Origin of the sequence: Flagellimonas alvinocaridis (assembly GCF_004916895.1) — a bacterium.
In the GTDB taxonomy this organism is placed as follows: Bacteria; Bacteroidota; Bacteroidia; order Flavobacteriales; family Flavobacteriaceae; genus Flagellimonas; species Flagellimonas alvinocaridis.
Window position 1 is genome coordinate 484,813 of the sequence record NZ_SNTZ01000001.1, and the last position, 23,974, is coordinate 508,786.

27 protein-coding genes are annotated in these 23,974 nt (G+C 43.3%); 10 read left to right on the forward strand and 17 right to left on the reverse strand.

Annotated elements, in window-relative coordinates; all coding sequences use genetic code 11:
- Window position 1 precedes the first annotated feature (1 nt).
- Window positions 2-754, reverse strand: coding sequence for a phosphatase PAP2 family protein (locus EZV76_RS02180; protein ID WP_136564943.1), 753 nt, complete (start codon window positions 752-754; stop codon window positions 2-4).
- 471 nt (window positions 755-1,225) lie between these two features.
- Here EZV76_RS02180 and EZV76_RS02185 point away from each other — a divergent pair, with 471 nt between their 5' ends.
- Window positions 1,226-1,939, forward strand: coding sequence for a CPBP family intramembrane glutamic endopeptidase (locus EZV76_RS02185; protein WP_136564944.1), 714 nt, complete (start codon window positions 1,226-1,228; stop codon window positions 1,937-1,939).
- Between the two features lie 45 nt (window positions 1,940-1,984).
- Here the strand turns inward: EZV76_RS02185 and EZV76_RS02190 are convergent, their stop codons facing one another.
- The 7 genes from EZV76_RS02190 to EZV76_RS02215 form a co-directional block, all read right to left on the reverse strand.
- Window positions 1,985-2,899, reverse strand: a complete 915-nt coding sequence (locus EZV76_RS02190) for a ketopantoate reductase family protein (protein WP_136564945.1) — start codon at window positions 2,897-2,899, stop codon at window positions 1,985-1,987.
- 63 nt (window positions 2,900-2,962) lie between these two features.
- A complete protein-coding gene (locus EZV76_RS17175) occupies window positions 2,963-3,133 on the reverse strand; it encodes a hypothetical protein (protein WP_201741810.1) in 171 nt (56 codons plus the stop codon).
- Between the two features lie 125 nt (window positions 3,134-3,258).
- Window positions 3,259-3,627, reverse strand: coding sequence for a nuclear transport factor 2 family protein (locus EZV76_RS02195; protein WP_201741811.1), 369 nt, complete (start codon window positions 3,625-3,627; stop codon window positions 3,259-3,261).
- 7 nt (window positions 3,628-3,634) lie between these two features.
- The gene (locus EZV76_RS02200; RefSeq protein WP_136564946.1) at window positions 3,635-4,378 is read right to left on the reverse strand and encodes an SDR family NAD(P)-dependent oxidoreductase; all 744 of its coding nucleotides are present in this window, start codon (window positions 4,376-4,378) and stop codon (window positions 3,635-3,637) included.
- A complete protein-coding gene (locus EZV76_RS02205; RefSeq protein ID WP_136564947.1) occupies window positions 4,375-4,578 on the reverse strand; it encodes a tautomerase family protein in 204 nt (67 codons plus the stop codon). Before EZV76_RS02205 ends, EZV76_RS02200 begins: the two co-directional genes overlap by 4 nt.
- A 118-nt stretch (window positions 4,579-4,696) precedes the next feature.
- Window positions 4,697-5,257 carry a Crp/Fnr family transcriptional regulator gene (locus EZV76_RS02210; protein WP_136564948.1) on the reverse strand — a complete coding sequence of 187 codons (561 nt, stop codon included), beginning with the start codon at window positions 5,255-5,257 and terminating at the stop codon, window positions 4,697-4,699.
- Window positions 5,257-6,549 (reverse strand): aminopeptidase P family protein, encoded by a 1,293-nt coding sequence (locus EZV76_RS02215; RefSeq protein ID WP_136564949.1) that lies wholly within the window; start codon window positions 6,547-6,549, stop codon window positions 5,257-5,259. The genes EZV76_RS02210 and EZV76_RS02215 overlap by 1 nt, the downstream gene beginning before the upstream one ends.
- A gap of 78 nt (window positions 6,550-6,627) precedes the next feature.
- Here EZV76_RS02215 and EZV76_RS02220 point away from each other — a divergent pair, with 78 nt between their 5' ends.
- The 3 genes from EZV76_RS02220 to EZV76_RS02230 all read left to right on the forward strand — a co-directional run bounded on the left by EZV76_RS02220 (window position 6,628) and on the right by EZV76_RS02230 (window position 8,883).
- Window positions 6,628-7,017: a DUF2721 domain-containing protein gene (locus EZV76_RS02220; protein ID WP_136564950.1), complete on the forward strand. Its 390-nt coding sequence runs from the start codon at window positions 6,628-6,630 to the stop codon at window positions 7,015-7,017.
- 153 nt (window positions 7,018-7,170) lie between these two features.
- Window positions 7,171-8,349, forward strand: a complete 1,179-nt coding sequence (locus EZV76_RS02225; protein WP_136564951.1) for an acetyltransferase domain-containing protein — start codon at window positions 7,171-7,173, stop codon at window positions 8,347-8,349.
- 90 nt (window positions 8,350-8,439) lie between these two features.
- Entirely contained in the window at window positions 8,440-8,883 is a 444-nt protein-coding gene (locus EZV76_RS02230) for a hypothetical protein (protein WP_136564952.1), read from the forward strand.
- Here EZV76_RS02230 and EZV76_RS02235 read toward each other — a convergent pair.
- Both EZV76_RS02235 and EZV76_RS02240 read right to left on the reverse strand, forming a co-directional pair.
- Window positions 8,863-9,822 (reverse strand): succinylglutamate desuccinylase/aspartoacylase family protein, encoded by a 960-nt coding sequence (locus EZV76_RS02235; RefSeq protein WP_136564953.1) that lies wholly within the window; start codon window positions 9,820-9,822, stop codon window positions 8,863-8,865. The genes EZV76_RS02230 and EZV76_RS02235 overlap by 21 nt on opposite strands.
- Window positions 9,803-10,690 carry a RimK family alpha-L-glutamate ligase gene (locus tag EZV76_RS02240; RefSeq protein ID WP_136564954.1) on the reverse strand — a complete coding sequence of 296 codons (888 nt, stop codon included), beginning with the start codon at window positions 10,688-10,690 and terminating at the stop codon, window positions 9,803-9,805. Before EZV76_RS02240 ends, EZV76_RS02235 begins: the two co-directional genes overlap by 20 nt.
- Before the next feature lie 223 nt (window positions 10,691-10,913).
- Between EZV76_RS02240 and EZV76_RS02245 the strand changes: the two genes are divergently transcribed.
- The 5 genes from EZV76_RS02245 (at window position 10,914) to EZV76_RS02265 (ending at window position 16,439) form a co-directional block, all read left to right on the forward strand.
- Entirely contained in the window at window positions 10,914-11,582 is a 669-nt protein-coding gene (locus EZV76_RS02245; protein ID WP_136564955.1) for a succinate dehydrogenase cytochrome b subunit, read from the forward strand.
- A 2-nt stretch (window positions 11,583-11,584) separates the two neighbouring features.
- The gene (locus EZV76_RS02250; RefSeq protein WP_136564956.1) at window positions 11,585-13,588 is read left to right on the forward strand and encodes a fumarate reductase/succinate dehydrogenase flavoprotein subunit; all 2,004 of its coding nucleotides are present in this window, start codon (window positions 11,585-11,587) and stop codon (window positions 13,586-13,588) included.
- Window positions 13,589-13,652: 64 nt separating this feature from the next.
- Window positions 13,653-14,399, forward strand: coding sequence for a succinate dehydrogenase/fumarate reductase iron-sulfur subunit (locus EZV76_RS02255; protein ID WP_136564957.1), 747 nt, complete (start codon window positions 13,653-13,655; stop codon window positions 14,397-14,399).
- Between the two features lie 395 nt (window positions 14,400-14,794).
- Window positions 14,795-15,301, forward strand: coding sequence for a very short patch repair endonuclease (locus EZV76_RS02260; RefSeq protein WP_313790941.1), 507 nt, complete (start codon window positions 14,795-14,797; stop codon window positions 15,299-15,301).
- Window positions 15,294-16,439 carry a methionine aminotransferase gene (locus EZV76_RS02265; protein ID WP_201741812.1) on the forward strand — a complete coding sequence of 382 codons (1,146 nt, stop codon included), beginning with the start codon at window positions 15,294-15,296 and terminating at the stop codon, window positions 16,437-16,439. The genes EZV76_RS02260 and EZV76_RS02265 overlap by 8 nt, the downstream gene beginning before the upstream one ends.
- 11 nt (window positions 16,440-16,450) lie before the next feature.
- Here EZV76_RS02265 and EZV76_RS02270 read toward each other — a convergent pair whose 3' ends face one another.
- Window positions 16,451-17,164, reverse strand: coding sequence for an XRE family transcriptional regulator (locus EZV76_RS02270; RefSeq protein ID WP_136564958.1), 714 nt, complete (start codon window positions 17,162-17,164; stop codon window positions 16,451-16,453).
- A gap of 147 nt (window positions 17,165-17,311) precedes the next feature.
- Here EZV76_RS02270 and EZV76_RS02275 point away from each other — a divergent pair, with 147 nt between their 5' ends.
- Window positions 17,312-17,632 (forward strand): hypothetical protein, encoded by a 321-nt coding sequence (locus tag EZV76_RS02275; protein WP_136564959.1) that lies wholly within the window; start codon window positions 17,312-17,314, stop codon window positions 17,630-17,632.
- Here EZV76_RS02275 and EZV76_RS02280 read toward each other — a convergent pair.
- From EZV76_RS02280 to EZV76_RS02305, 6 genes are all read right to left on the reverse strand, one after another.
- Entirely contained in the window at window positions 17,621-18,145 is a 525-nt protein-coding gene (locus EZV76_RS02280; protein ID WP_136564960.1) for a GNAT family N-acetyltransferase, read from the reverse strand. The genes EZV76_RS02275 and EZV76_RS02280 overlap by 12 nt on opposite strands.
- A gap of 311 nt (window positions 18,146-18,456) precedes the next feature.
- Complete coding sequence (locus EZV76_RS02285; RefSeq protein ID WP_136564961.1) at window positions 18,457-19,110, reverse strand: 3-oxoacid CoA-transferase subunit B; 654 nt, start codon at window positions 19,108-19,110, stop codon at window positions 18,457-18,459.
- A gap of 2 nt (window positions 19,111-19,112) precedes the next feature.
- A complete protein-coding gene (locus EZV76_RS02290; RefSeq protein WP_136564962.1) occupies window positions 19,113-19,814 on the reverse strand; it encodes a CoA transferase subunit A in 702 nt (233 codons plus the stop codon).
- 96 nt (window positions 19,815-19,910) lie between these two features.
- Window positions 19,911-22,238, reverse strand: coding sequence for a penicillin-binding protein 1A (locus tag EZV76_RS02295; RefSeq protein WP_136564963.1), 2,328 nt, complete (start codon window positions 22,236-22,238; stop codon window positions 19,911-19,913).
- 3 nt (window positions 22,239-22,241) lie between these two features.
- Window positions 22,242-22,727, reverse strand: a complete 486-nt coding sequence (locus EZV76_RS02300) for a gliding motility lipoprotein GldH (RefSeq protein WP_136564964.1) — start codon at window positions 22,725-22,727, stop codon at window positions 22,242-22,244.
- Window positions 22,720-23,874 (reverse strand): PSP1 domain-containing protein, encoded by a 1,155-nt coding sequence (locus tag EZV76_RS02305; protein ID WP_136564965.1) that lies wholly within the window; start codon window positions 23,872-23,874, stop codon window positions 22,720-22,722. Before EZV76_RS02305 ends, EZV76_RS02300 begins: the two co-directional genes overlap by 8 nt.
- Window positions 23,875-23,974: the final 100 nt, after the last annotated feature.

Sequence of the window (23,974 nt, forward strand, 5' to 3'; positions counted from 1 at the left end):
ATTAGAACGATGCCGATAGCACCACTCCAAATGTTTCCCCTCCATGGAAGTCTATTTTAATGCCTCTAAAAAAGTCCTTATCCCCGAACACCATTTTCTTCACAAAAGGAGCAATTTTGTAGGCTAGCTTCGTGCTTAAAATCCCAATGCCCGCCCCCGTAACCACATCGGTAAACCAATGACGGTTGTTGTACATCCGCAAAAAGCCGGTACTCGCCGCCACTACATATCCAGATATTCCATACCAAATGGATACTTCCTTAAATTCTTGGTTCAAAAATTCCGCAGCCATAAATGCCGTAGCCGTATGCCCCGAAGGGAAGGCATTATAGGCCGTTCCATCCGGTCTTTGGATTGCCGTAAGTCTCTTAAGACCCTGCACCGTAGCCCCCATAATCACATATGCGGTGCCCAAGGCGATGGTCCTGTCCTTAAAATTACTTTTTCCCTTAACTCCTATAGCATTCAATGCATACACAGATACCATGGGAACGTACTGGGTATAATCATCTATATAAGTGCCCCGCTTCCGGATGGCGTTCATCTCACTTCTCATTTGCATATTAAAGCGTTTGATGCCTTCACTTTCAAGACCTATAAACCCATAGCTTATTAAAGCAGTAGGGATAATCAGTTTTTTGTAATTGAACTCGGAATCGATGTTTTGTTCTAGGGAATCTGGCTGTATGCGTTGTGCAAACAGATTCGGGCAAAACAAACAGAACAGTACTGCCAGTTTTATAAAATCTGTCATTCTTTTTTATTTGTGCACGCCTCCAAGGCATGAAGTAGGTTAAACTTAATTGATGCCAAAACTTGGGACAGTTCTGGAATAACGCTGTGAATTTCAACATTCTAGGTAGAAGCAATTAGCCCAAATTGATGAATGGCCCCTATGGGTTCACCAATCCCAGAAAGTAATTGATGAGGTTCATAGAAAACCATAAAAAAGAAGAATAGGTTTTGCGAGGTGAGCAAGAAGTTATGTGGGTTGGGAAGGGGAAAATGAAATGGTGTTGTATTTACCCTTGTTTTCAGAATCCAATATTTGATTTAAGTCTATGATTTTTGCGGAATCATACTACAATCAGATTCGGTTACAAGCCCAAATGTTGAATAGAGAAATTGAAACTCATGTTCAGTATAAATTTTATACGTGACAGCCCTGGTATATATTAAAATAATTAAGAGTATATTGGAGCATCTTATTCTTTTTTAGCTCAGTTTGTTAGGTATTGTAGTTGTTTTTGCTCTCTCATGGTTAATTCTTTGGTTAATTTCAAAAGAACACATCACTGTTCTAGGAATACTCCCAACCAATACACGCTTGAAAGGTTTTTTTATTGGATTGATTTTCATGGCGTTGTTTTGCGCTATTAATCTACTGGGGCAGTCCTATTTTAAAGATATTAGCTACATAAGAAATACAGATTATGGCATTTGGGAGAGTATAAATGGTATATGGTGGGCGTTTAAAGCCGCCTTATTTGAAGAACTTATTTTTCGAGGTGCGTTGTTATACCTGCTAATCAAAAGATTAGGGATTAATTGGGCATGCATCATTAGTGCATCGGCATTTGGAATATACCATTGGTTCAGTTATCAAATGTTTGGTAGCGGTCTCATTCCAATGGCCTATGTTTTTCTATTGACCGGAGCAGGAGGTTGGATGTTTGCCTTTGCCTTTGCAAAAACGAAATCCTTGTATGTTCCATTAGGATTACATTTTGGATGGATCGTGGTCAGTATCGTTGTTTTTTCCGCTGGGCCATTGGGCAATTCACTATTCATTGCGGATGGTGAAGGTGTGGATTTAGGTGGATGGGAACAATTAACGTTTTTTCTTTGGCAGGCATTGGTCGTGCCAGGAGTTGTAACTTGGTATCTTATCAAAAATACCCGTAAAACTGAATTAGAGTTCCCCAATCCCGTAGAGTAATTAACGGGGTGTCAAAAAATCTGCAAAAAAAGAATAAGAATAGCCCTACCGGTGTAGTTCGGATTTTAGCTTTACCAGCTCGCCCAACAATCGGGTTTCCTTTACCCGATCGGATAGGTTCATGGCCTGGGCCATTCGGTAAATTTCAAAGTTCAGGGTGTCAATTTCCGTTTCCCTTTTGTTGTTGATGTCCTGCAAGGTGGAGATAAACTGGCCGTCGGACATTCGGCTTATGGTCAATATCTGGTCTTCCAGTTCCGAAGTGCCCAAATCTACCCCTTTTTTGTTGGCAATGGTCACGCATTCCGTGATCACCCGTTGCGCAATGGCCAATACCTCCTTGTTCCTGTGGAAGATACCATTGTCCACTTCCAACAAGGGGCAAATGGAATTAAAGACGCTGTTGGCAATGGCTTTTTTCCAGATAGTGCGCTGGATATTCCTTTCCGCCACAAACCTGAAATTGGGCGTATCCAATAGGCCGACCACCGTTTCCAAGCTCGAAGTTTTTTGTTTGATAATCCCAATGGGTGATTCCGCAACAGGTTTGTAGCTAACAGTATTGGGAGCACTGTGCTGACTGGTCATAAAAAGAACACAGCGATACAGTTCACCAAAACCTTTTTCCAAAAAAGGTTGTTCCACGCCCAGTCCATTTTGCAGCAAAACTAAGGGTGATTTTTTGGCTATGCTTTCCAGCTTTTCGGCAAGTGCCTCGTTCCCAAACGACTTGTTCGTGAGGACCACCAATCCCTCCAATGCCTTATGGTTGTTCAAAGTACTGATTTTGATATCGGCCTCTATACTGGACCCATCCTTAAACTGCAAGGTGATTTTTTGCTGATGAGGTTTGCCCTGACCCTCACGACCTCGAATCAACTCCACTTCCTTTCCCTGATGATGGAGACAAACGGCCAATGTTTTCCCTACAGAACCTGCTCCAATAATGTACGTTTTCATACCTCTAAGTTATGTGTTTAACTTAAAAAGTAACGTGCACAAAGCATATTGCTTGGTTAATGTCTAACCCCGCTTCTTCTTATTGTAATAATAGAGAGCGTAAGCAATTCCTATTAGAATCACAAAGGGCAAATAACTCCCAATGACCACCCCAATTTCATAGGCGCTGTCTGGCGCTTCCTGTATTTTCTTTTCTATATCGGCTTGCTGGAGTATTAGGAAAAGTGGTTTCATGGTCATTTGGGTAGAAGTCAAAAAAATTTCCCCGCTAAAATACGATATAAAACATTGGGGCAACTTGAATTGCATCTTCAAGGCCGCCCCAATATCCATTACATCCTCAGTTTAATTATCTCATCTTACACATGGATAAAAACTTTGTTCACAATTTTCCAGCTTCCGTCTATCTGGGACAAGGAGAGGTAATCGTAATAATTATAGCCAGAAAAAGGCACATGCAGTTTGGCCATGGCTATCTTGCCTATTATCTCGAGGCCAATGACCGACATTTGAAATTCCTCTCCCAATGCACTTGGACTTTGGCGGTTTTTCACCGTTTCCAAATATTCCTGTTTGCTCTTTAGGTAGTCCGCCCCTTTTATATCGCCATAGAGGTGGGTGTTTTCATGAAAACATGCATCCAACTTGTCCACATCTCCGTTGAAGATACCATCAAAGTAATCGGTAATCAGCTGTTCAATTGATTCTCTACTTTCTTTATACATCATCCTTTCTTTAAATGGCATGCCCCACCGTATGTCCGCCTGCAACGTTAATGGTCTCCCCCGTAATAAAATCTGCCGAAGCCAAATAGTAGGCCGCCTCTGCAATTTCATGCGCCTCCCCAATCCGGTTCAGTAGGTGTAGACCGGCCAAGCTATCGGCATCCTCTACTCCTATTTTCCCTTGCAATGGACTTCTGATGATCCCCGGGGCTATGGTGTTTACCCGTATGTTCTGTTTTCCGAACTCAGCGGCCAATTGTCGCGTAAGGGCATGTATGGCCCCTTTGCTGGTAAGTGGTGCCGTGGCCGGAAACCCATCAATGGCATGGTCTACCAATACCGTTCCTATGTTGATGATGGAGCCTCCTCCCTGTTTTATCATGGTGGGGATGACTTCTTGGGATGCGATATAGGTTCCCATGAGGTTTACCTTCCAGAAATGCTCCAGTTCATCTTCCTTGACATCAAGGAAGGGTTTGGGGGAAAAAATTCCGGCATTATTGATAAGGACATCAACAGAACCAAATTTTTCCAAGGCTATTCCTGCCAATTTTTTTCCAGTTTCACGCTTGCTGATATCCCCGGCAAAATAGATTGCCTGCGATGGGCTTCCAAGCGAGCGATATGCATTTTCAAGATACTCCTCGTTGGAAGAGTTCATGACCACATTGCTCCCCTTTTCAATAAAATAGCGAGCCGTTTCCTTTCCCAAACCTGATGAGGCTCCTGTGATAATTATGGTCTTGCCTTTCATGCGTTCTGTTTCTTGGTTTCCGAGTATTGTCTCCCATTATGGCCCCAATTGTCCACCGATACCTCATCGATGACCACATGGGTGGTCTGTGGGTTCTTGTGGAGAACTTCTACGAGCAATTGGGTTACTCCTTCTATCAATTGCTGTTTTTGTGCTTTGGTCACCTGTTCATCGGTGACCTTAATGTTAACGTATGGCATAACATTCATTTTTAAATTAGTACCATACAAAGGTCTATGGAAAGGTAAAGACGTAAAAAGACCTATATCACATATTTGGTGTGATATAGGTCACACTAAAGTTATAATACTGTGACAGTTAAGGATGTAGTCGGCTGAGTGTCTCGCGGGAAACTCCAAGATAAGCTGCGATCAGTTTCTTCGGAACACGTTGAAAAAGACTGGGATACTCTTCCAACAAAAGGTCATATCGTTCTTTGGCAGAATTTTTTAAAAGCGATAAAATCCGGTTTTGCATGGCAACCGTTCCGTTCTTGCTCTTCTTGGCCCAAAAACGCTCCATCTTATGCATTTGGCTCGTTAGCTTTTCCCTATTCTCGTATGTAATGTACAAGAGGTCGGTGTCCTCAAGGCAATCTATGGACATCCTTGAGGGAGTACGCTTTACAAAGGATTCGTAATCCGTAATCCACCAATTTTCCATTCCAAACCTTAAAATGTGCTCCTTGCCATCATCATCCAAAAAATAGCTTTTCACACATCCTTTCACCACCCAATATTCCTTGTCCACAATATCGCCTTCCTGAACAAGATATTGGTGCTTTCGTTTTTGGATATGGCCAAAATGACTTTGAATAAAACCGAACTCATCGTCAGTCAATTCAACCACTTCTTCAATATGTTTCCTTAGGAAGTCCATCAGGCATTCATCAACTCCTCTATCTCTTCAATTTCAATGGGGATGTTGCGCATCAAATTGAACGGCTCTCCTTTTTCCTGGATGACTACATCGTCCTCCAAACGGATGCCCATACCCTCCTTTGGAATATAAATGCCAGGTTCTACCGTAAAGACCATATTGGCCTTCATAGGGGTTTTTAATGCTCCATAATCATGGGTATCCAACCCAATATGGTGACTGGTGCCGTGCATGAAGTATTTTTTGTAGGCGGGCCATTGGGAATCTTCGTTCTGCACATCAGCTTTATCCAAAAGTCCAAGACCCAATAATTCGGAAGTCATGATCTTGCCCACTTCTTTATGGTATTCGGCCCAAAGAGTTCCAGGCACCAACATTTTAGTGGCTTGGTCCTTTACCCTGAGCACTGCACTGTACACTGCTTTTTGACGGTCGGTAAACCTTCCGTTGGCGGGTATGGTCCGGGTAAGGTCACTGGAGTAATTGGCATATTCCGCAGCTAAATCCATCAAGATCATATCCCCGTCCTTTACCTGTTGGTTATTTTCCACATAGTGTAACACATTGGCGTTGGCGCCGGATGCAATGATAGGTGTGTAGGCAAAGCCTTTGGAGCGGTTGCGTACAAACTCATGGAGGAACTCCGCTTCCATTTCATACTCCCAAACGCCTGGTTTTACAAATCCCAAAATTCTTCTAAAACCTTTTTCGGTAATGTCGCAAGCGGTCTGCATCAACGCGATTTCCTCAGGTTCCTTTACCCCACGGATCTTCTGTAAGATCGGATTGCTCTTCGCCCATTGATGGGCAGGAAAATCCTGTTTACATTTTTGGATGAAACGGTCTTCCCGGGTCTGGGTCTCCACAGACTGACGATAATGCTCATTGGTGTTGAAATAAATCGTATCCGCCTCGGTCATCAAATCAAAAAAGACCTTGTCAAAATCCGTGAGCCAGTATACAGTCTCAATTCCAGATACGGCTGTGGCTTGCTCTTTGGTCAGCTTGGCCCCTTCCCAAACCGCAATATGCTCATTGGTCTCCCTCACAAAAAGGATTTCCCTATGTTTTTTGTCCAAGGAATCTGGAAAAAGTACCAAAATGGTTTCCTCCTGATCCGCTCCGCTCAGGTAAAAAATATCCCGTGCTTGCTCAAAGGGCATGGTACTATCAGCACTAATGGGATAGATATCGTTGGAGTTGAACACCGCAATGCTTTTGGGTTTCATTTGGGCCATAAATTTTTTGCGGTTCTTAATGAATAGGTTTCGATCTATAGGGAAGTATTTCATGTCAAAAAAGGATTTGTCCAAATGTAGGTAATTGTGTTCCCGAAGACAAATTCATACCTTCCCGTTAAAATAAAATCCATGCAGCTCACCCTAAGCATCCCTGCCCTCTTGTTCCCGGCCATTTCCCTGACCATGTTGGCCTACAATGCCCGATATTTGGCCATTGCGGCGCTGATCCGACAGTTGCACAAACAGTTTGAGGAAACCTCGGCCCAGCCCTTGAAACAACAGATTCACCAGCTCAGAAAACGTTTGGGGATTATCAAAAACATGCAGGCCACAGCCATCATAAGCTTTTTGTTGGCGGCGGTGACCATGTTCCTCATCTATGTGGAACTGAACGTTTGGGCCAATGTCATCTTTGGGGTCAGTCTGGTCTTTTTGGTCATTTCCCTGCTCCTGTCCCTGTTGGAAGTGCAGCTTTCCACCAAAGCATTGGGGATTCAATTGAAGAATATGGAAAAATGAGCCGTACGATGACGGAGGAATTCACAGTTTCATGAAACAAAGCAATTTTCGGGTCATTTTCTTCCAAGGCTTTTGCGTAATTTGGTGATGCTAAAATACACTTGTACAGAAGGTTATTCCTTTTGATAAAAACAACCATCAACACACATCATCATGCAGACCAACCGAAAAAACCGAATCAAATCCATTGACATGCTCCGAGGACTTGTCATGGTCATTATGGCATTGGACCATGTCCGTGATTATTTTCATTTCGATGCTTATTTCTTTGATCCAACGGACATGTCCCAAACCAATGTTCCTTTATTCTGGACCCGTTTCGTTACCCATTTTTGTGCTCCGGTCTTTGTTTTCTTGGCGGGCACCTCAGCTTTTTTTGTAGGACAGCGCATCACTAAAAAAACGCTCTCCACATGGTTGTTGAAACGTGGACTTTGGTTGGTGATCGCTGAGTTCACCGTCATAAAATTGGCATGGATGTTCAAGCTGGACTATTCCATCATTCTTCTTCAGGTAATCTGGGTATTGGGCATAAGCATGATATTTTTGGCCGGATTTATCCATCTTCCCAAAAAGCTTATGGTTGCAGTATCCCTTATTGTCATTTTTGGTCATAACCTGTTGGACTCCGTTGCTCCAACCGACCCAACGACCTCAATCCTATGGTCGTTGTTGCATGTATTCAATTTAGTGGATTTGGGTAGTTTCCAAGTCTTTGTAGGATACCCCATGATCCCTTGGATCTTTGTAATGCCCCTCGGATATTATTTTGGAAGCTTCTATTTACCTTCCTTTGATTCCAAGTTTCGGATTAAAAGGTTGTTCCAGCTGGGTGCTGGGATGGTTCTGATATTTTTTGCGCTGAGGGCCTTCAACACCTATGGCGACCCTTACCTTTGGGCAGGACAAGATAGTATTGGGCTAACCATAGCCTCCTTTTTTAATGTAACCAAATACCCCCCATCCTTGCTTTACTTATTAATCACCCTTGGTCCTTCTCTCATTTTTTTGGGCTTGGTGGAAAACTGGCAAAACCGCTGGACCCAAAAATTGGTGGTCATTGGTCGGGTGCCCATGTTTTTTTACATCGTCCATATTTATGTGATCCATATATTGGCCGTATTTGCTGCCATCTTTACCGGGTTCAGTTTTTCCGATATGGTCATCGATCTATGGGTCACCTTGCAACCTCAATTGAGGGGATATGGGTTCAGTCTGTGGGTGGTATATCTCATTTGGATTCTTCTGACTTTGGCCTTGTATCCTATTTGTAGTTGGTATAATGATTATAAGACCAACCATAGGGAGAAATGGTGGTTGACCTATATATAAAAGCCTTTTTAGATTAAAAAAAATTGTTCATAAAACGGTGTCGGAATACGTCTTGGGATTGATTAATTTTACGGTCCAAGTTTTTTTGGCATGCAGAAAACCGTCAAGAACATAGACTTTTTTAAGAACATCCGTGAAATACGGGAATGTGAGTTCGGGATTTTCTATTTCTTTGATGGATTGGTCATTTCTGAAATCAAGGAAGGAGTGGTCTTTAACTGGTCCATGGCCAAAAAAATCATAGACATTGCCTACGAAATCATTGGGAGGGATGAACCCGTTGCCTACATTTCCAATCGCATCAACCCTTACTCTGTTGTCCCCACGGATTGGTTGAAGTTTTATAGAAATCGACATCAACTCAAGTACTATTCCATTGTGAGCTATGACAAAGGTGGTTTGTCCAGCATTGTTTTGGAGCGACTTTTCTTCAAGGAAAAAATTCGCCAGTTTGAAGATTTGGAAAGTGCCATTGCATGGAGCCTTTCCAAAATTGAAGAGGAGAAGAAAGGCCTAACGCCCCAAATGAAATAGGGCATCTCCTTGGTTCACCACTGCTTGGTGGTTGATACAAAGCACATAACCATCAAATGGTGCCTTGATTTTTTTGTTCTTTTTCGCATAGGTATCCGTAACCAACCCCAAAACTTCTCCTTTTTGAATCGATTGTCCGTTCGCAATCTCTGGTATGAACATCCCGGCCCTTGGCGCCCTGACCCATCGGGTATACTCCAAGTGGACCGATTGCTTTTCTTCTTTTGGTTCACTTTTGGAAAACATGTTGAGGCCATTCAGTACATTTTGTATCCCCTGCATGCCAAACGCAATGGCATTTTCATCAAACCGCATGCTCTCCCCTGCTTCATACACCATGGTGGGTATGCCCATTTTAAAAGTCGTCTTCCGAAAAGACCCTGTTATCAGTTTGGAGGCAAAATGAAATGGCGCCCCGAAGGATTCCGCCAGCATCTTACTTTTGGGGTCTTCCTGGGTATATCGGGCTTGGGGATGGTTATGGCGTTGGCTTCCCCCGGTATGTAAATCGATTCCAAAATCCACTTGTGGCAATAGCTGGGAGGCATAGGTGTGGGCAATCCTGCTGGCCAGTGACCCTGTTTTGCGCCCGGGAAAACTGCGGTTCACATCTTTGCCATCCGGTACATCCCTTGAAAAATGGATAAATCCAAAAATATTGAGAATGGGTACCACCATCACAGCTCCCTTTTTCACATTGAACTTCTTTTCCTGAAGCATTCGCCGCAAGGTCTCCACCCCATTGATCTCATCACCGTGCAATCCGGCTTGGACCAACACGGTTGGACCGGATTTCTTTCCATTGAACACATGTACGGGAATATCGATCAGCGTTCCCGTGGGCAAACGGGCTATGTTCAACGCAACGGATTTTTGTTCCCCGGGAGCTATGCTTTCCCCGTTTATGGTGATGGTCTTGTTATCTTTTTCTACGTCCATTTTTTTCCACATATTGGATGATGTGCTTGGCCACGTTCACGTTTGTGGCAGCCTCTATGCCCTTTAATCCCGGAGAGGCATTTACCTCTATCAACAAAGGCCCCTTTTTGGAACGGATAAGATCTACTCCAGCAACTCCAAGACCCAGATATTTTGTTGCGTTCAGGGCAATATATTTTTCCTTTGGGGTCAACTGGACGGCTTCAGTTTCCGCACCACGGTGCACATTGGACCTAAAATCATCTATATCGCTGATCCGTTTCATACTGGCCACCACTTTGTTTCCCACCACAATGATCCGAAGATCCTCCCCATGGGCTTCCTCAATATATTCCTGCAATAAAATGCTCGTGTTCATATTGTAAAGCGTATCTATGATGGACTTGGCGGATTTTTTGCTCTCGGCCAGCATTACCCCTTTGCCTTGGGTACCTTCCTGCAATTTTATGATGACCGGACCGCCACCCAAAAACTTGATCTGTTCCTCAACATTGTGGGGGTTGATGGAAAATACCGTTTCGGGAATGGGGATTCCCTTTCTGGACATGATCTGGAGCGTCCGTACCTTGTTGCGGGCCCGGGTTATGCCCAAGGACCTGGCCGTACTGAAGATGTCGTTCATCTCAAATTGCTTCACAATGGCAGCGCCATGCCTGGTCACCGTTGTACCGATTCGGGGGATTATGGCATCGAACTCATCGGTAATATCCTCCGCATCCAGATAAATTTTGGGTTTGTCCGTACCCAACTGCACCGAACATCGGGTATGATCGATCATTTCCACATAATGTCCTGCATTTTGCGCCTCCTGTGCTATTCTCCTGGTGGAATGCACATTGAGGCTAACGGATAAAATGGCAATGTCCATGATAAGGTTTCGGTTGGTAATTATCGGTAATATCGGTCAAAATTTTCAGACTTAATGTCTGGATAAGGTTTTGAAAACGTAACCCTGGATTATTTTATAGTATTCGTCATTTCTATTGTTGGGAATCCAACAGCTTAAAATCAATCTAAATAAGCTGTTTTCCAATGTTGAAAGCTTGTTAAAAACTCGTCCGTGCTGTAAATTTGTCTCAAAACCAGCACTAATGAGTGGATTGATAAAATCTTCAATTGCCCGAAAAGTTGTGATGGCGCTTTCGGGTCTTTTTTTGGTTGTTTTTCTTACACAACATTTTACCATTAACATTACCTCGGTCCTAGACCCTGAAACCTTTAATGCTTGGTCCCATTTTATGGGATACAATCCATTGGTTCAATTTGTTCTTCAGCCCGTTCTGATTGCGGGGGTGATCATCCATTTTGTCATGGGTTTTGCCTTAGAGATCCAGAACAAAAAAGCAAGAGGCGGCAGTTATGTGAAATACAAGGGAAGCGCCAACGCGCCATGGGTGTCCAGAAACATGATCTATTCCGGATTGGTGATCTTGGCTTTTTTGGCACTCCACTTTTATGATTTTTGGGTTCATGAAATGGCCTACAAATACATAGAGGTTTCTCCTGAGGACCCAACGCGTTATTACCATGAAACCGTAGAGAAGTTTGCTCCCTTCTGGAGGACCATCATCTACATTGTTTCGTTTTTTCTTTTGGGTCTTCACCTGTGGCATGGCTTTGCTTCTTCTTTCCAGAGTATGGGATTGAATAACAAGTACACTCCGGGTATCAAGACATTTGCAAAAATATTTTCGGTGGTCATTCCTTTGGGCTTTGCTTTCATCGCCCTGTATCACCACCTTAACCCAGTAACACATTAAGTATGGGCATAATGGATTCCAAAATTCCATCTGGGCCTTTGGCCGACAAATGGACCAAACATAAGAACGACATCAATCTTGTAAATCCCGCCAACAAAAGGAACATCGATGTTATTGTGGTAGGAACAGGATTGGCTGGAGGTGCTGCTGCCGCTACCTTGGCCGAGTTGGGTTACAACGTTAAGACCTTCTGCTATCAAGATTCTCCACGCAGGGCACACTCCATTGCTGCCCAAGGAGGAATCAACGCAGCAAAAAACTATCAAGGGGATGGTGACAGTAACTATCGCCTTTTCTACGATACCATCAAAGGGGGGGACTACCGTTCCCGTGAAGCCAACGTATACCGATTGGCTGAGGTATCTGGAAACATCATTGACCAATGTGTGGCCCAAGGGGTTCCTTTTGCCCGTGAATATGGAGGGCTTTTGGACAACCGCTCCTTTGGAGGGGTATTGGTTTCAAGAACTTTTTATGCGAAAGGCCAAACTGGGCAACAGTTGCTTTTGGGGGCCTATTCGGCCATGAACCGACAAATCAATCGGGGTAAGATCCAAGCATACAACCGCCATGAAATGATGGACTTGGTCCTAGTGGATGGTAAAGCGCGTGGTATCATCGCCCGGGATTTGGTAAGTGGGGAAATTGAACGACACAGTGCCCATGCCGTGGTTTTGGCCACTGGAGGATATGGAAATGTGTTTTTCCTATCCACAAACGCCATGGGAAGTAACGTAATGGCGGCTTGGAGAGCACACCGAAAAGGGGCTTTCTTTGCCAACCCATGTTTTACACAGATCCACCCGACCTGTATTCCGGTTTCGGGGGAGCATCAATCCAAATTGACCTTGATGTCTGAATCCCTACGAAACGATGGTCGTATTTGGGTACCCAAGAAAATGGAAGATGCCGTGGCCATCCGTGAGGGTAAATTGAAGCCTACACAACTTGCGGAAGAGGATCGTGACTACTATTTGGAGCGACGCTATCCCGCTTTCGGTAACCTTGTGCCTCGTGATGTGGCTTCAAGGGCTGCCAAGGAGCGTTGCGATGCCGGATTTGGTGTAAACAAAACTGGCGAAGCCGTGTATTTGGATTTTGCTTCGGCCATCAAAAGATATGGAAAAGAAAAGGCCTTGACCTCTGGTATCAAAGATCCAGATGAGGCCACCATAATAAAATTGGGTGAGGAAGTCATTGAGGCCAAATACGGTAACCTGTTCCAGATGTACGAAAAAATCGTGGATCAAAATCCGTATAAAACTCCAATGATGATCTATCCTGCGGTGCACTACACCATGGGTGGACTTTGGGTGGATTACAACCTTCAGACCACCATTCCAGGTTGCTACGCGGCTGGTGAGGCCAACTTTAGCGACCACGGTGCCAACCGATTGGGAGCTTCGGCCTTGATGCAAGGTCTGGCCGATGGATACTTTGTACTCCCTTATACCATTGGTGATTATCTGTCCCATGATATCCGTACCGGAAAAATCCCAACCGACTCCAAGGAATTCGATGAGGCCGAGAAACAAGTCCGTGACCGTATGGAAAAATTGATGGGAGGTTCAGGAATCCATTCCGTGGATTACTATCACAAGAAGTTGGGCAAGATCATGTGGAACAAATGTGGTATGGCCCGAAACGCCAAAGAGCTGGAAGAGGCCGTCAAGGAGATTTCCGACTTGCGTAAGGATTTCTGGGAGAACGTAAAGGTTCCCGGCACCATCGACTCCAAAAACCAGGAATTGGAAAAAGCCGGACGAGTGGCCGATTTCTTGGAATTGGGCGAACTGTTTGCCAAGGATGCCCTGCACAGAAACGAGTCTTGTGGTGGACATTTCCGTGAGGAATACCAAACCGAGGAAGGTGAGGCATTGCGTGACGACAAGAACTTTAAATATGTGGCCGCTTGGGAGTTTGCCGGTGAGCCCAAAGATGCCAAATTGCACAAAGAGGATTTGGTTTATGAAAACATTGAATTAAAAACAAGGAGTTATAAATAGTTAAGAGTTGATGGTTGATGGGAAGCCCAACAACGAACAACGAACAACGAACAACTACATAACTATGAAATTATATTTAAAAATATGGCGTCAAAAAGACGCGTCCTCAGCAGGAAAAATAGTGGATTATACGCTTGACGGTGTAGAAGGGGACATGTCTTTCTTGGAAATGCTGGATATCTTGAACGAGGAATTGATTTCCAAAGGTGAGGAACCCGTAGAGTTCGATCATGATTGTAGGGAAGGTATCTGCGGAACCTGTTCCTTGCAGATCAACGGCGAACCTCACGGTCCAGACCGTTTGGTGACCACTTGTCAGTTGCATATGCGTAAGTTCAATGATGGAGATACCATTGTGATTGAACCATTCCGTGCCAAAGCATTTCCCGTAATCAAGGATTTGATCGTGGATCGTAGTTCTTTTGACCGTATCCAACAAGCGGGGGGGTATATCTCGGTAAACACCTCTGGAAATACCGTGGATGCCAATGCCATTCCTATCAATAAGCATGCTGCAGATGAAGCCATGGATGCCGCTACCTGCATTGGTTGTGGTGCCTGTGTGGCCGCTTGTAAAAATGCAAGTGCCATGTTGTTCACTTCTGCCAAGGTTTCCCAATTTGCGCTACTGCCCCAAGGAAGGGTCGAGGCTGTGGAACGGGTTCAGAACATGGTCCGCCAAATGGATTTGGAAGGTTTTGGAAACTGTACCAACACCGGTGCTTGTGAAGTGGAATGCCCCAAAGGGATTTCCTTGACCAACATTGCTAGAATGAACCGTGAATACCTATCCGCTACCGTAAAGGGCTAAGTGATAGACATCGTATATGGAAAAACCCAAACTCTTAAGAGTTTGGGTTTTTTGTTGGTTTGAATATTGTCAGGTCGAACGCAATCGAGACCTTACTGACAAGGTTAAAATAATACACACATCACTTATGTCATTTCGAAATGAGGAATGAAATGACGGTTGAGAAATCTTTAATCCTTTTTGATATTTCCCACTTCGATTTCGACTGCGCTCAATCTCACAGTTCGAAATGACGTACCCGCGTCATGCTGAACTCGTTTCAGCATCTCATATAGGTGATTGGATTTTACATTGTGTCTCGACTGCGCTCGACATGACATATTCGTGTCAAACCATTTTGTTGTCCACTAATCGATTCTTTCATTTGCTCAGAATGATATTTCAACAGTTTATTTTTGATCGAAACCTTCGTATATTCCAAGATGTCCAAAAAGTATCCCACACAGCGTATCAAAGTGCCTCGGTTCAATGAGGAGAGTGGGTTTTATACCACTCCGGAACGCTCCAAGATCATGGGCAAGATCCGCGGCAAGAACACCAAGCCAGAGCTTGCCTTTAGAAAAGCTTTATGGGCAGCGGGATACCGATACCGCATCGATTACAAAAAACTCATTGGAAAGCCGGATATCGCCTTAAAAAAGTATAGTACGGTCATCTTTATTGATGGAGAGTTCTGGCATGGCTATAACTGGGAGGAGCGCAAGCATAAAATCAAGACCAACCGTGAATTTTGGATCGCAAAAATTGAACGCAACATTCAACGGGACGGGGAGGTCAACGAAGCCTTGGAAAAAATGGGCTATACCGTGTTTCGGTTTTGGGAGACCGAAGTAAAAAAAGACTTGGAAAGTTGCTTGCAAAAAGTGCTTGACACATTAAAAGAACATGACGCCAATGATTGAACCATCATCCAAATTGCCGCAGGTAGGCACCACCATTTTTACCACCATTGGCCAATTGGCCCAAGAGCATAATGCCATTAATCTATCCCAGGGATTTCCCAATTTTAACCCGGACCCTAAACTGTTGGAGCTTGTGGGTGAATCTTTCAAAAAAGGTCATAATCAGTATGCTCCGATGCAGGGAGTGCTTTCCCTTCGGGAAGCCATTTCAGAGAAAACTGAACATCTCTATGGGCATTTTTACCGTCCCGAATCTGAAATCACCGTTACGGCAGGGGCCACGCAGGCCATTTTTACGACGATTGCCGCCTTTGTACGCCAAAACGATGAGGTCATTGTCATAGAACCCGCTTTTGATTGCTACGAACCGGCCATAACGCTTTTTGGGGGTAAAAGTATCCCAGTGGTTCTGGAGGGAAATGATTTTAAAATGAATTGGAGTGCTTTTAAATCAGCGATAAGTCCCAAGACCAAAATGGTCATCATCAATAACCCACACAATCCCACCGGTACCATTTGGTCCAAAAGTGATATGGTACAGCTTCAGGATATTTTAAGGGATACCAATATTATCTTGTTGAGTGATGAGGTCTATGAACACATTGTTTTTGATGGCAAGCCCCATCAAAGTGTGGCCAAATATCCCGATTTGGCAGCTAGAGCCGTCATCTGCTCTTCCTTCGGAAAAACGTTTCATGCCACGGGTTGGAAAATGGGGTATTGCGTGGCCCCAAAACCCTTGATGCAGGAGTTTCAAAAAGTACATCAGTTCAATGTATTTTCGGTCAACCATGCCATGCAGGTTGCTTTGGCACAATATGTAAAGGACCCCAAGCATTACGTAAACCTGGGTAGCTTTTATCAGGAGAAACGGGATGTTTTCCTAAAAGGTATAAAGGGCTCTAGGTTCAAAATGATTCCTTCAGGCGGTACGTATTTTCAATTATTGGAGTATTCCGATATCACGGACGAAAAAGATACGGTCTTTGCGGAACGTTTAATCAAACAACATAAGCTTGCCAGTATTCCGGTCTCTGTATTTTGCAAGGCAGATTATGACCAAAAATTTCTGCGGTTTTGCTTCGCCAAGACCAATGATGTTTTGGATAAAGCTTGCCAAATCTTGAATTCAATTTGAGTATTATAGGGCTAAAGCTGCTTTTTTACAATCATAAAGACCTGCAGTACATCTTCTAACGGCAGCTCAAAATCCTGATATTCTGGGGACGAATTTAGATTATGGCATTGTAAAGCTTTGGTTTCTTTGCGATATCCTGTAAGTTGCTTACAGGTAATCCGGTCTTTGCATACCAAAACATAGGGCTTATTCCAAAGTGTATCATCATTTTTAACCAGCCATTCCTTTTTTTGACCTAACCCTAGTACAAAAGCTTTATTGGGGATGGCATGTATGCTACCATCGTTCATAGAGTCTCCTGAAATTTCAAAAATACGGTGAGATTCTTTGGCCACGGAGTCAATAATAAATGCAGATTGAAAAGGTACCTTTGGATCATTCTTATCGGGCTTATCCAACGCCTCAATGTATTTATTGTACCATTCTACCAAAACCAAAGGGGCCATTGCCAAATATTTGCCATGTTCCAAGGGGTAAAAAACGCATCCGTGCTTTGTAAAGGGTTGGTCTTTGGTATAATTTTCACCCAGATCATTGATTTCCCGCAGATGAAGTTCCGCGATGGTCATATCAAAATATTGGGCAATCTTGGTTAAATTTTTAATGGGTATGTTCGCGTTCTTTCGCTCGTAAAGCTGTATGGTACGCAGGCTCACCCCTATTTTTTCTCCTAATTGCGTTTGGCTGATTTTCTTTTTGCGCCTTAATTGTTTAATTATAACCATAAAATTATTATATTGTGTAAAATTATTACGCAATACACTATAGCCGCAGCGATTCCGCCACTTTTCTGTAATTGGGTTACAAGCCAAATATAGAAAATAGGATCAGACCCCAATAAAATAATTACTAATCCCTTAAAGTATTTAAGTATGGGGTCAAGGAACAATTTGAACCTTGTCATCAAAAGTGATGACATTTTTACCACTGACGACTATGGAAAACCAATCGATGAAAGGCTTTCCGAAATTTTGCGCAGAAACGTCTCCAAAAATGATTTGGCAAACATCGCTATCCAAAGTAAAGTGAGCTTTTCAACCATTAGGGATGTTGTGTACCGAACCAACAGTCTTACAAAATCAAATGCGTTGGCAATTTCATTGCTTATCCATGCAGCGTTTGAAAATTCCATTGGTTTTAAGTTAAGGGCGGAAGGGGATATTCTGTTTTTAGGTGGATTGCTAAAGTTCTAAGCGTAAAAGCCAATCGGTCTGCTCATCGCTTCCAATAAGGTAAGGGTGTTCCCCAAATTTTTGGAAGCCATGTCTTTGGTAAAAGCGTATGGCCTTGGGGTTGTGCTCCCACACGCCAAGCCATAGGTATTTCTTTTGGTGCTCCCTTGCCAAGGAAATTATTTGCTTTAGCATTTGGCTACCAATCTGCTTGCCTTGATGTTCCCCCAAAACATAGATACGTTCTATCTCCATGGCATTTTTGTCATGCACATCAGTTTGGGCACCGCCGACGTTTAATTTAAAATAGCCCACCAAAATATCTCCGTCATATGCAAAATGGAACAGGGAATCTGTATTTGCCAGTTCAGCAGCAAGTGTTTCCTTATTAAAGGCGTTGTCAATATAGTCCTGAAAGTCTTTTGGGTTGTTATCCTTTTCGAAAGCGGCCACGAACGTACTTATTGATGTTTGCACCAAAGTGTCCAAATCAGATAATGTACATGATGGAAAGGATAGGTTCTTTGTGGTCATGTAGTAAAATTATCGCAAAAAAAAGAGCCTAACAATGTGTTGGCTCCAAATTTTTACAGGGGGGATTGTCAGTCTAAAGCATGAATAGCTTTTTGATGAGTAGCATAAATCCTGTGAAAAAATCGTTTCGGTAAACTTGAACGCTTTCGTCCATAGTTGTGTGGTTTAATTTGGTTGCCATGGTGCTGTTTTTACGGTTGTCAATTTGGGTAAAAAATTCAATATAACCAAATATAAAGTCGATGATTGGTAATCTAAAACTTATGTTGTGTAACGTGTTTTTTTTGTTGTAAAAAATCGAATGATATTTGCTAAATCTTCATTTCCGGGATTTCTTTTTCCACTATCAATTTTCCTTCGGTAGCATTCACAATGTCATCGACCGTGACCCCAGGTGCCCTTTCTAGTAGTTTAAATCCTTCCGAAGTAACTTCAAGAACCGCCAAATTGGTCACTATCTTTTTTACACAGCCCACTCCAGTAAGCGGCAGCGTGCACCGTTTTAAAAGCTTAGACTCTCCAGCCCTGTTGGTATGCATCATGGCAACGATGATATTTTCAGCCGAAGCTACCAAATCCATGGCACCACCCATGCCCTTAACCATTTTTCCTGGTATTTTCCAGTTCGCTATGTCGCCATTCTCAGCTACTTCCATGGCACCCAAAATCGTTAAGTCCACATGTTTTCCCCTAATCATCCCAAAACTCAAAGCCGAGTCAAAAAAAGAAGCTCCTGGCAATGTGGTTATGGTCTGTTTTCCTGCGTTAATAATATCAGCATCCTCGTCTCCTTCAAAAGGGAAAGGTCCCATACCAAGAACCCCATTCTCGCTCTGGAATTCCACACTGATATCATCCCGCACAAAATTGGCCACCAAGGTGGGAATGCCTATGCCTAAATTGACATAATATCCATCCTTTACCTCTCTTGCTATCCGTTTTGCTATTCCGTTTTTGTCCAACATAACTACTTTTTTGTCCTAACTGTTCTTTGCTCTATTCGCTTCTCAAATTTTTCTCCTTGGAAAATACGCTGCACGAATATTCCAGGGATATGAACTTGATTGGGATCCAAACTACCAGCCGGAAGCAGTTCTTCCACTTCGGCAACCGTAATCTTGGCAGCCCCACACATGCAAGGGTTAAAGTTTCGGGCCGTACCCTTGAATATGAGATTCCCTGCTTCATCTCCTTTCCAAGCTTTTACAAAAGAAAAATCAGCTTTAAACGCGGGTTCCAGAACATACATTTTCCCATCAAACTCGCGGGTTTCCTTTCCTTTGGCCACTTCGGTGCCATATCCTGCAGGAGTATAAAATGCTGGGAAGCCTGCTTGGGCGGCCCTACATTTTTCAGCCAGAGTGCCTTGTGGGGTCAATTCAACTTCCAATTCCCCACTTAACATTTGACGTTCAAACTCATCGTTTTCACCCACATAGGAGGATATCATTTTTTTAATTTGATGTTTTTGCAATAGAAGCCCCAGTCCAAAATCATCTACCCCTGCATTGTTAGATATACAAGTAATATCCTTGATGCCTAATCGAACCAGTTCAGCGATTGCATTTTCCGGGATTCCGCAGAGCCCGAATCCACCCAACATAAAGGTCATGCCATCAGCAACACCCTTTAAGGCTTCTTGGACGTTAGAAACAGTTTTATTGATCATAGGTCTTGTCTTTTTCCGATTGCTTGAAATTACGATTTAAATAAAAAAGCCCCAAGACAATACTGCTTGGGGCCTACTTTTTTTAGTATGTGATGATCAAAAATCGATGTCCTCTAAATCGTCCTCGGTATCCAAATCATCTTGTTCTTCCTGGGTTTGCTTGGTACAATCCACATTTATGGACATTTCCTCTGGTTCTTCAAAGGCATCCTTTGAAATTCCCAGCTCCTCGTTTTCATAATTCTTTTTCATATAAATTGCCCAAATAGGCAATGCCATGGACGCCCCTTGGCCATAAAGAAGTCTAGAAAAGTGGATGGACCTATCGTCTCCACCTACCCAAACACCGGTCACCAAATTAGGTACCATCCCCATGAACCATCCATCACTTTGGTTTTGGGTAGTTCCTGTTTTACCAGCAATCGGGTTTGTCAATTCGTAAGGATATCCTGTAACGATTTCTTTATATACGGTCTGATTCTTGGCATAGGAATGGCGCAATCTACCGCCAGAGCCATATAATGTAACCCCTTCCATAAGGTTGATCATGGCATAGGCCACATCTTTGCTAAGTACATCCTTTGTTTCAGGAGTGTATTCATACAGCACCGTTCCGTTTTTATCTTCAATGCGTGTTACTGTAACAGGCTTTACATAAACCCCTTGATTGGCAAATGTTCCAAAGGCCCCCACCATTTCGTATACGCTTACATCGGGAGTACCCAATGCAATGGCAGGTACTTCCTGGATCTCTTGGGTAATTCCCATATTCCTTGCTATGGTGGCTACTGACCCTGGCCCTACCCTGTCTATTAACTGGGCAGTAACGGTGTTCACGGAATTGGCCAAGGCACTTTTTAAGGTCATGTCCTCTCCAGAGTACTTTCCATCAGAGTTTTTAGGGCACCAAGCATCTATATTTCCATGTTTCCCAGGTTCAATACAATATTGATTATCGGGTAGGGTATAACATGGAGAATACCTTAATTGGTCCATGGCCGCCGCATATACAAAGGGTTTAAAAGTAGACCCGGCCTGTCTTGTTCCTTGAATCACATTATCATACTGAAAGTGCTTGTAATCCACACCACCGACCCAAGCTTTTACATGCCCAGTCTGTGGTTCCATGGACATCATAGCTGTTCTAAGGAATGTCTTGTAATACCGAATGGAATCCAAGGGTGTCATGATGGTGTCCTTTTCATAGGAATCACTGTTCCAATCAAAAACCGTCATTTCGGTTTTCTCGTGGAAGGAAGCTTCGATAGCTTCTTCAGACAAACCATCATTTTTTAAATTTTTCCATCTGGGCGAACGCTTCATGGCACTCCGCATAATCGTATCAATGGCCCCTTTGCTAATGTCCAAAAATGGGGCAGTCGGGTTTCTGTCCGGAGTATTCTGATGAAAGAACTCAGCCTGTAAATTTTTCATATGGGCCTCTACCGCTTCTTCCGCATTCTTTTGCATACGCGAATCGATGGTGGTATAGACTTTTAGACCATCCAGGTAGATATTGTACTTTTCCCCATCTGGTTTAGGGTTTTCCTTAATCCAACCATTTAGAAAACGCTGCAAATGCATTCTAAAATACGTGGCCAATCCCTCACGGTGTGATTCTGGATTAAAATTGATGTTCATCTTCAGCCCTTGAAGTGAATCTTTTTGTGTTTCGGTGATATAGCCATATTTGGCCATTTGCGCCAATACGGTGTTTCTTCGGTTAAAGACCAATTCTTCCCTACGGATTGGATTATAAAGTGAGGAGTTCTTTAACATTCCCACTAAGACCGCAGATTCTTCTGTCCTTAAATCAGAGGGTTCTTTTCCAAAATAAATTCTGGCCGCAGAACGGATACCATCGGCATTGTAGTGAAAATCATATTGGTTGAGGTACATAGATATGATTTCCTCTTTGGTATAGTTTCTCTCCAAACGGGTTGCAATGACCCATTCCTTGATTTTCTGTGTAACGGCCTCAAAAAGGTTTCTGGAACGAACCCCCACAAACAACTGTCTGGCCAGCTGTTGGGATATGGTACTTGCGCCTCCCTTACTGCCTAAAAAGATAAAGGCTCGCAATGTACCGCGAGCATCAATTCCTGAGTGTTGAAAATACCGGGCATCTTCTGTGGCCACCAAGGCATTTACCAAATTTTCGGGCAATTCTTCATATGCGACCGGAGTTCTATTGTCATCCAAATAGTATTTTCCCAAGGTTTCACCATCTGAGGAGATAATTTCTGTTGCCAGATTGGTGTTTGGGTTTTCCAAGTGCTCAAATGTGGGCATCGGACCAAAAACTCCCCATGACGCTAAAAGAAAAACCAATATGGCCATAAGAACACCGGACCCAAATAGAATCCAAAACCATTTAATGTAGGTAAAAAAGCCTTGCTGCTTTTTTTGTTTTGTTTTTGTCATTGCTTATTGGGTGCTTTTTTCAATTTCCAAACCAACATCTGTAATTCCTTTTAAAGTATGGAGGCCTTCCACATCGCCATTTTTTCGCATGGCATGGGAAATGTTCACTTTATATACGCCAGAATCTGGAAAAACGATGTTTTCACGGAACCAAAGTTTACTTTCTTTTACACCACCAAGACCTTTCCCCAACCATTCCCCCGTGGGTTCGGCCATTCTGTACTCCAAGGTGTCTTTAAGGGTGTTCCCGTCCGGTGATTCCAATTCCGTAATCAGGAAAAGATTGCTGAACGGGAAAGAATCATCATTTCTTATGTTGATGAACATGTTGTGCGTTACCGTCGAGTCCAACCCATAAAATTCAAACTCCACTTCAGAGTCCATATTCCATTCCCCTTTGTTTATGGGCTTGTATTCGGAAAACACCAATTGATCATCGCAGGATGACATAGCCATAGCAAATACAAGAAAAATTAGGACATTACGCATTGGAGGATGCTTTTGGATTGGGTTTTTTCCGGCGCTTTTTCTTTCGTCTCTTTTTAGGCCTGTCAAACCGGGTTAAACTGTCTTGCCCCACAACATTTTCAAATGTTGTTTTCTCTTCATCGATATTTTCTTGGGCAAAGTCTTCCAGACTATCAACCTTTTCATTCTTCTTGTTCAGTTCAAGAATTTCCAAAACCTGTTCTTTGTTCAGGGCATGCCACGTGGCGGGGTCGTCCTTGTAAGAAAACCATAGCGTTTCTTTAAAGATGTCCACTTTCTGACAAAAGGCCAATCCTTTTTTGGTCAACAACTTGCTGTCCTGAGACGGAAATCCTTTAAGTGCTTCCAAGTACATATCCAACTCATAGTTTAGACAGCACTTTAGTTTACCACACTGACCTGCCAATTTCTGTGGATTCAATGCCAATTGCTGATATCTGGCAGATGCCGTACTTACCGATCTAAAATCCGTTAACCAAGTGGAGCAACAAAGTTCCCGTCCACAGGAACCAACGCCTCCTAAACGTTGTGCTTCTTGGCGGTAGCCTATTTGGCGCATTTCAATTCGAATGCCAAAAGCCTTGGCCATGTCTTTGATCAATTGTCTAAAATCGACCCGATCTTCCGCCGTGTAGTAAAAAGTTGCCTTAGATCCATCACCCTGAAACTCAACATCACTGAGTTTCATTTCCAGCTTTAGTGAAATGGCAATTTCCCGAGATCGTTTTTTAATTTCCTCTTCCCGGTCCCGGCACTTTTGCCAGATGTCAATATCCCTTTGGGTGGCTTTTCTGTAGATTTTTGGGAGAGCTTTGTCATCCGCTGCGACCTTTTTTCGTTTCATCTGGATACGAACCAATTCCCCAGTAAGGGTTACCATGCCCACATCATGACCCGATTTGGCTTGGGTAGCCACCACATCACCTATGGATAACGGAAGATTGTCCGCATTCCTATAAAATTCTTTTCTACTGTTCTTGAAACGCACCTCAACGCAATCAAAAGATTTTTGACCGTTGGGCAACGACATATTGGAAAGCCAATCGAAGACCGTTAGCTTGTTACAACCATCAGTGCCGCAAGTCCCATTGTTCTTGCAACCACGCGGTTGTCCATCCTTGCCGGTTGAACAACTGCTACACGCCATATTTTGTATCTTGATTCAAGAAAAGGTATGCCCTTTTCCCAAATAGGGTTCATAAAAATTACTCAATTGTAAATATAGCACAATTTGTGGCTATCGTGAA